The following is a 2385-nucleotide window of genomic DNA, read 5'->3' on the forward strand; positions in this document are numbered from 1 at the left end:
CACCTGTTTCACCCCGGTGATCTCCGAGTTCAAGGACTTCATCGCCGCCCCCAAGTTCAACCTGTACCAGTCGCTGCACACGGCCGTCGCCGCCCCGGACGGAGCCGTCGCCGAAGTCCTCATCCGCACCCACCAGATGCACAAGGTCGCCGAAGCGGGCGTCGTCGCCCTCGGTAATCCGTACACGCCCCCGGCCACGGCCGACGCCGGCGCCGAAGCGGCCGAGGACGGCGAGCGCGCCGACCTCGCCGAGGACCAGGAGATCACCGTCTTCCGCGCCGACGGCGGAACACTCGGCCTGCCCGCCGGGGCGAGCTGCGTGGACGCCGCCTACGCCCAGCACGGCGAAGCCGCCCACGGCTGTCTCGGCGCGCGCGTCAACGGCCGCCTGGCGACGCTGAGCACGGTGCTCGTCGACGGCGACACGGTGCAGCTGCTCCTCGCCCAGGACGCCACCTCGGGCCCCTCGCCGCAGTGGCTGGACCACGCCCGCACCCAGGCCGCCCGGATCGCGATCACCACGTGGCTGCGGGCGCACCCCGAAGCCGCGAAGGCCCCCGACGCCGACCCCCGGCCGCCCTCGTCCGTCACCGCCGACCGGCGTTCCGGCACCCGGATCCTCGCCGAACTCCCCGGCAGCGCCACCGCCGCCGTCCGGCCCGCCGGCTGCTGCACGCCCGTACCCCCGGACGAGATCACCGGCTTCCTGGTGCGCGGCGGATCCGTCACCGTCCACCGCACCGGCTGCGCCTCCGTCGACGCGATGAGACGGCTCGGCCGCGAACCCGTCGTCGTCCACTGGGGCGACACCGCCGAATGCCGGGTCACGCTCGTCGCCGAGTCCTTCGGCAGACCCCATCTGCTCGCGGACCTCACCGAGGCCATCGCCGGTGCCGGCGTGGCCGTGGTCGCCGCGACCGTCGAGCCGCCCAGCGAACAGCGGGTCCGGCACACGTACACCCTCCAACTCCCCGACGCGGCCGGGCTCCCCGCCCTGATGCGGGCCATGCGCGACGTCCCCGGCGTGTACGACGTGAGCCGCGCCCGCCACCCCGCCTCGCCGCAGGACTGAACCGGAAGACCCCGGTGGCATGACTCCTTCGGGTGGCGGGCGAGCGCGCCGCCCGGGGGACCGGCGGGCGCCCTGGTAGCCGTAGCCCATGCCGCTCACACCCCGACTTCGCCCCCCACGCGCGCGGTGGCTGCGTTCCGCCGTCGTGGTCGCCGCATCGGCCGGACTGCTCGCCGCCGCCCTCCCCGCGCCGGCGCCCCTCGGTATCGGAGACCGCCTCTTCCCCCACCTCGGCAACCCCGGCTACGACGTCCTCGCCTACGACATCGGCCTCACCTACGCGGGGTCGAACACCGAGCCGCTCCGGGCCGTGACCCGCATCGACGCCCTCGCGACCGAGGACCTGGAACGGATCAACCTGGACTTCACCCACGGCACGGTGTCCTCGGTCACCGTCGGGGGCCAACCCGCGGAGTTCACCACGAGCGGCGAGGACCTGGTGATCACCCCGGCCCGCGCGGTCCGCTCCGGCGACGCTCTCACCGTCACCGTCGACCACACCAGCGACCCCACCGGACCCGCCGACAACGGCGGCTGGGTCCGGACCGCCGACGGCCTCGCCATGGCCAACCAGGCCGACGCCGCCCACCGGGTCTTCCCGTCCAACGACCACCCGGCCGACAAGGCCCTCTTCACCTTCCGGATCACCGCCCCCAGCACGCTGACCGCCGTCGCCAACGGCCTGCCCGCGGGCCGGACCGAGCAGGGCGCCACCACCACCTGGACCTATCGCACCGCCCATCCCATGGCCACCGAGCTCGCCCAGGTCTCCATCGGCCGCACCACCGTCGTCCACCGGACCGGCCCCCACGGACTCCCCGTCCGGGACGTGGTGCCCACCGCCGACCGGGAGGTCCTGGAACCCTGGCTCGAGCGCACCCCCGGCCACCTGGAATGGATGGAGCGCCAGGTCGGGCCGTACCCCTTCGAGACCTACGGCCTGCTGATCGCGGACGCCGACACGGGCTTCGAGCTGGAGACCCAGACGCTCTCCCTCTTCGAGCGCCGGCTCTTCACCGAGCCCGCGTTCCCGAAGTGGTACGTCGACTCGGTCATGGTCCACGAGCTGGCCCACCACTGGTTCGGCGACAGCGTCTCCCCCCGCACCTGGTCCGACCTGTGGCTCAACGAGGGGCACGCGAGCTGGTACGAGGCGCTCTACGCCGACGAGACCGCGAAGCAGTCCCTGGAGCGGCGCATGAAGGCGGCCTACACGGCCTCCGACACGTGGCGCTCCATCCATTCCAGGTGGCCGGGGGTGCGCTCGAGCCAGGGTTCCAGGACCTCCCGGTCGGCGGTGGGCACCACGTCCC

General features: G+C 73.7%; 2 protein-coding genes. Both read left to right on the top strand.

Annotation, left to right across the window (positions count from 1 at the left end; translation table 11 throughout):
• Nucleotides 1-1072 (top strand): TGS domain-containing protein (locus tag EAO71_RS37295; protein ID WP_147982211.1); only part of this gene is annotated, 1072 nt, incomplete at its 5' end.
• An 88-nt stretch (nucleotides 1073-1160) separates the two neighbouring features.
• Nucleotides 1161-2385, top strand: a 1225-nt coding sequence (locus EAO71_RS37300) for a M1 family metallopeptidase (RefSeq protein WP_147982212.1), incomplete at its 3' end; no start/stop codon positions are given.

Origin of the sequence: Streptomyces sp. MS191 (assembly GCF_008042125.1) — a bacterium.
Lineage (GTDB): Bacteria > Actinomycetota > Actinomycetes > Streptomycetales > Streptomycetaceae > Streptomyces.